The organism is Candidatus Binataceae bacterium (assembly GCA_036495685.1).
Lineage (GTDB): Bacteria > Desulfobacterota > Binatia > Binatales > Binataceae > JAFAHS01.
Window position 1 is genome coordinate 1 of sequence record DASXMJ010000034.1, and the last position, 5,289, is coordinate 5,289.

The 5,289-nt window shown below is 61.8% G+C and carries 5 protein-coding genes; 1 reads left to right on the top strand and 4 read right to left on the bottom strand.

The window, feature by feature from the left end:
- Nucleotides 1–1,092, top strand: a 1,092-nt coding sequence (locus tag VGI36_03625; protein HEY2484208.1) for a hypothetical protein, incomplete at its 5' end; no start/stop codon positions are given.
- A gap of 228 nt (nt 1,093–1,320) precedes the next feature.
- Here the strand turns inward: VGI36_03625 and VGI36_03630 are convergent.
- From VGI36_03630 to VGI36_03645, 4 genes are read right to left on the bottom strand one after another with little or no spacing between them, the layout of a single operon-like run.
- Nucleotides 1,321–2,391 (bottom strand): sulfate/molybdate ABC transporter ATP-binding protein, encoded by a 1,071-nt coding sequence (locus tag VGI36_03630; GenBank protein ID HEY2484209.1) that lies wholly within the window; start codon nt 2,389–2,391, stop codon nt 1,321–1,323.
- Complete coding sequence (gene cysW, locus VGI36_03635; GenBank protein ID HEY2484210.1) at nt 2,388–3,332, bottom strand: sulfate ABC transporter permease subunit CysW; 945 nt, start codon at nt 3,330–3,332, stop codon at nt 2,388–2,390. The genes VGI36_03630 and cysW overlap by 4 nt, the downstream gene beginning before the upstream one ends.
- Nucleotides 3,305–4,132 carry a sulfate ABC transporter permease subunit CysT gene (gene cysT / locus VGI36_03640; protein ID HEY2484211.1) on the bottom strand — a complete coding sequence of 276 codons (828 nt, stop codon included), beginning with the start codon at nt 4,130–4,132 and terminating at the stop codon, nt 3,305–3,307. Before cysT ends, cysW begins: the two co-directional genes overlap by 28 nt.
- Nucleotides 4,129–5,151, bottom strand: a complete 1,023-nt coding sequence (locus tag VGI36_03645) for a sulfate ABC transporter substrate-binding protein (protein HEY2484212.1) — start codon at nt 5,149–5,151, stop codon at nt 4,129–4,131. Before VGI36_03645 ends, cysT begins: the two co-directional genes overlap by 4 nt.
- Nucleotides 5,152–5,289 lie beyond the last annotated feature (138 nt).

A 5,289-nucleotide genomic window follows, 5' to 3' on the forward strand; every position in this document is an offset into this window, starting at 1 on the left:
GATGCGCTGTTCCAGGCGAGGCCGGAGCTCACCTTCGAACACGTTCGTTCTCTCGCAACCCGGATCTCGAAGAATCAAGGAACATTCACTATTGAGACCGACAGCGGGGAAGCAATCGCCGCAAACACGGTGGTTGTCGCGCTTGGCAATTTTCCTTCGACGAATCCCTTGCCGCCCGGAAGTCCCGATCCACCCGCCGGCTGGTCGCCTGATGCCGTGAAGGGACTGCCTCGGTCCGCCACTGTGTTGTTGATATGGTCCGGTCTCACCGCGGTTGATGTCTGCCTGTCGTTGCGCGAGCTCGGCCATCACGGACGCATCTACCTCGTCTCCCGCCGGGGGTTGTTGCCCCGGGTGCACCCGACCAACGCCCCACGAACGCCGTGGGACGGTGAAGAGGTCGTGGACGTACCGCTGAATTCCCTTTTCTCGAAGGTCAGGAGAGCAGCGCAACAAGACACGGAAGCTGGAGGTACCTGGCACGGACGAATCGACGGTCTGCGGCCGCATACCCAGGATATCTGGCAGCTTCTGACTCTGAAGGAGAAGCGCCGGTTTCTTCGCCTTCTACGACCCTATTGGGACCTGCATCGCCACCGGATCGTGCCGGAGGTCCACGCCGCGGTTGAGACGTTGCGGCGGAGCGGGCAACTGGAGGCGATAGGCGGCCGGATCGTCTCGGCTTCTTCATTGGCCGATGGAGCAATCCAGGCGACTGTCGAGTTGCGAAGCGGCGGCAGGAGAGAACTGGCGGCGGAGCGAGCAATCAATTGCAGCGGACCTGAATTGGATGCACGCCGCTTTCGCGTTCCTCTTCTGAAGCAACTCGTCGCCGATGGGTTCGCACGCTACGACCCGCTGTTCTTGGGAATCGATGCCACCGCGGAAGGCGCCCTCGTCGCGAGGAGCGGCGCGGTGCAGGACGGGCTCTACGCACTCGGGCCCCTCCTCAGGGGGGTGTTCTGGGAGAGCACCGCGATGCCGGAAATCCGCGTCCAGGCCGCGGGCATCGCCTCCGGCATACTCGCCCGCTTACTCCGACACGCGGAGTCCGGTTTGCCGCAGGACTACGCGGCCGCCGGCGGAAACTAACGTGCTCGGGCTGAAACGATTCAGGCGGCCCCGGGGCAGGTCAGCTCGCTCCGGCGAGCACGTGGAACTGACCACTCAAGGCTTGCCGATGATCAGCGCGTTGCTGATGAGCTTCGAACCGATACGATTCGAATTGATAGACGAATTCGGCTCCGAGCTAGTTGGGCCGCACCTGGCCGAACGCGAAGGGCTGCCGCACCCGGTCGGATCCCCTCCAAGCGCGTCCAATCAGATCTGGTATATGAAGACCCGGTTTTCCTTCGGGTGCAGAAAGACTTTGTTGCCGAGTTTCAGGCCCAACTCCCCGAAGCGTTGATGATCAACATCGACGTTGACCGGGTCGCCCCATTCCGCGACCAGCTCTATACGCACCTGCGGCCCCGCCGGATTCACGCTTCTGATCGTGGCCGGAAAACTGCGCTGTCCGCGCGGGACTCTATCGATCTCCAGGAGATGCGGCCGCACGTAGACCGCAGCCTTGCCGGATCCGTTTGCGCTAACGACGTTCGCTGAGCTGACCTCGAGGCTGGTATCGCCCAGGAACACGCGTCCATTCTCGATTCGCCCGTGGAACAGGTTCACGTTGCCCAGGAAGCTGGCGACGAACGCGTTGGCCGGGCGATGGTACACGTCTTCGGGTGTGCCAACCTGCTCGATCTTTCCTCCATTCATGACCACCACGCGATCCGCCAGTTCCAGCGCCTCGTCCTGGTCGTGTGTAACGAACACGCAGGTAAGGCCGAGCTGTTCGTGCAGCCGCCGTAGCCACTGACGCAGCTCCTGCCGCACTCGCGCATCGAGCGATCCGAACGGCTCGTCGAGCAGCAGGACGCGGGGCCGAACGGCCAGCGTCCGCGCGAGGGCCACCCGCTGTCGTTGTCCACCCGACAGTTCGGACGGATAGCGATCGGCGAGGAAATCCAATTGCACGAGCCGTAGCAACTCATGCACCTTCGCCCGGATCGCGCTTTCGGGCGGACGCGAGGCTCGCGGCAGCACCCGCATCGCGAACGCCACGTTTTCGAAAACCGTCATGTGGCGGAAAAGCGCATAGTGCTGGAATACGAAGCCGATCTTTCGGTCGCGCACGCTGAGCGAACGGGCATCGTGGCCGAAAAACTGCACCCTCCCGCCGCTGGGAGTCTCCAGGCCGGCGATAATCCGCAGAAGGGTGGTCTTGCCGGACCCTGAGAGCCCCAGCAAGGCGACCAGTTCGCCGTCGGCGATCTCCAGGTCGATGCGGTCGAGCGCGATGAACGTGCCGAAGGTCTTGTGAATGCCGCGAAGTTCAATACTCATGCTGCCACCTGTTCCACGGGTTCAGCGGCCGCCGTCTCGCGCATCGAGGATGCGATACGGCGACCCACCAGATACTTCAGTGCGAGGGTGACAAGGGCCAACAACGCCAGCAGCGAGGCGACAGCGAAGGCGGCAGAGAACTGGTAGTCATTGTAAAGAATTTCCACGTACAGCGGCATCGTGTTGGTCGCTCCGCGGATATGCCCCGAAACGACCGATACCGCACCGAACTCACCCATCGCGCGCGCCGCGCACAAGACCACGCCGTAGACCAGCCCCCAGCGCACGTTCGGCAACGTCACGCGGCGAAACATCTGCCATCCGCTGGCGCCCAGCACGACGGCAGCTTCTTCCTCGTCGCGCCCGGTAACCTGCATCACCGGAATGAGTTCGCGGGCCGCGATCGGAAAGGTCACGAAGATCGTCGCCAACACGATGCCCGGCTTTGCGAAAATAATCTGGATTCCGTGATCGACGAGCCATCCACCGATGGGAGTGCGCACTCCGAGTAACAGCACGAAGATCATTCCGGAAATCACCGGCGAAACCGAGAAGGGGAGATCAATCACGGTCAGCAGCGCCTGCTTGCCGGGAAATTCAAAGCGCGTCAGCGTCCAGGCGGCCGAGAGTCCAAAAGTGACGTTGAGCGGAACCACGATGGCCGCGGTGAGTAGCGTGAGACGGATGGCGGCAGCGGCCTCCGATGACGTGATGGCTGCGAAGTATACGTGCGCACCCTTGGCGAATGCCTCGACGAATACGGCGGCGAGGGGAACGAACAGGAACAGCCCCATGAACCCGATGCTGATCGCGATCAATCCCCATTGAACCCAGGCCGGATCGGACACCGCCGGCCTGACTGGCCGATCGCTCTTCTCTCCAAGCCATCCGAAGTTTTCCAGCACGATACGTCCTATGCCGCTATCCGGCGCGTGCTCCATCGCTGGAGCAGGTTCACGCTGAACAGCAGTCCTGCCGATATCACCAGCATCAGGACCGCAACCGCCGTCGCACCCGCGTAGTCGAACTGCTCGAGTTTGCCCATGATGAGCAGGGGGAGAACTTCGGTTCGCATTGCCAGGTTTCCCGAAATGAAGACCACCGAGCCGTATTCGCCAATCGCGCGCGCATACGCCAGCGCAAAGCCGGTCAGCAGCGCCGGCACCAGTCCAGGAAAAGTCACCCGCACGAAGGTCTGGAGCCTATTGGCACCCAAGGTCGCAGCCGCTTCTTCCAGTTCCAGCTCCAGCTCTTCCAGGACGGGTTGGAGAGTTCGCACCACGAACGGCAGCCCCACGAAGGTCAGCGCCACCACGATGCCCAGGGGAGTAAACGCGATTCTGATACCCATCGGTTCGAAGTAGCGTCCTATCCATCCATTGGTCGCGTAGATTGCGGTGAGCGTTATTCCAGCGACGGAAGTCGGCAGCGCGAACGGCAGGTCAACCATCGCGTCGATTATTCGTTGCGCGGGGAATTCGTAACGTACCAGAGTCCATGCCACCACGGTTCCGAAAACGGAATTCACCACCGCGGCGACAAGCGACGCCACGAAGCTCAGCCGGCATGCGGCCAGGGTTCGTGGCGCCGTGATCGTCGCCCAAAATTCTCGCCAGGTCAGCGTAGCCGACTTGAAAAAGATCGTTGAAAGAGGAGCAACGACGATTACCAGCAGGTATACGAGCGTGAAGCCGAGTGCGAGTCGGAAACCCGGCAATACGCGGTTCTTGCCCTGGGTCATTTCCCTCCTTGCTGAATCTGATCGAAGATGCTGCCGTCGGCAAAAAAGGTCTTCTGCGCCTTCGTCCAACCGCCGAACTGCTCATCGACCGTGAAGAGAGGAAGGCTCGGAAACTGCGATTTGTATTTCGCGGCGACCGCCGGGTCGCGAGGGCGGTAAAAGTTGCGCGCGACCACCTCCTGGCCTTCCGGCGTGTAGAGATACTCGAGGTACGCTTTCGCCACCTCGGCGGTCCCGTGGCGCTCGACAACCCTGTCGACCACCGCTACCGGAGGCTCGGCCAGGACGCTGAACGACGGGGCCACCAGCTCGAACTTGTCTGGGCCGAATTCCTTGATCGACATCAGCGCCTCGTTTTCCCACGCGATCAGCACGTCACCGATGCCGCGTTCGACGAAGGTCGTCGTCGATCCGCGCGCACCCGAGTCGAGCACCGGCACGTTGGCGTACAACTTCGCGACGAACTCTCGTGCCTTGGCTTCATCGCCGTTGTTCTTGCGCAGCGCATAGCCCCACGCGGCAAGAAAGTTCCATCGCGCTCCCCCCGAAGTCTTGGGATTTGGCGTGATCACCGAGACGCCCGGCTTCACCAGGTCGTCCCAGTCGTGGATTCCCCTGGGATTGCCCTTGCGCACCAGCAGGACGATGGTCGAGGTGTAGGGACAACTGTTGTCAGGCAGGCGCTTCTGCCAGTCCTTCGGCAGCAGGTGCGCCTTGTCCGCGATGGCGTCGATGTCGTAGGCCAGCGCTAGTGTGACGACGTCGGCATCGAGTCCATCGATGACCGCCCGAGCTTGCTTTCCCGATCCCGCGTGCGATTGGTTTATGGTTACGTCGTTACCGTTTTTCGCCTTCCAGTACTTCGCGAACACGGCATTGTAGTCTTCGTACAGTTCGCGGGTCGGGTCGTACGATACGTTCAGCAGCGCGGATGTTCCCGCGCTCGCAAGATTGGGGATACCCAATGCGCTCGCCGCCGCGATAAGGATGGCGAGCGCCAGAATTGAACTTTTACGCATCACTTGCAGTTGCTCCAGCTTCATTTCGCTTCAAAGCTGATTTGCAGCTGCGTCTCGAATAAGCCCTCGTCGGGGCGGTCCTGCGGGAACTTCGGGTTCGTACCCGCGCCGCCGTTGAAGAAGGTTCGCGCGTAGTCG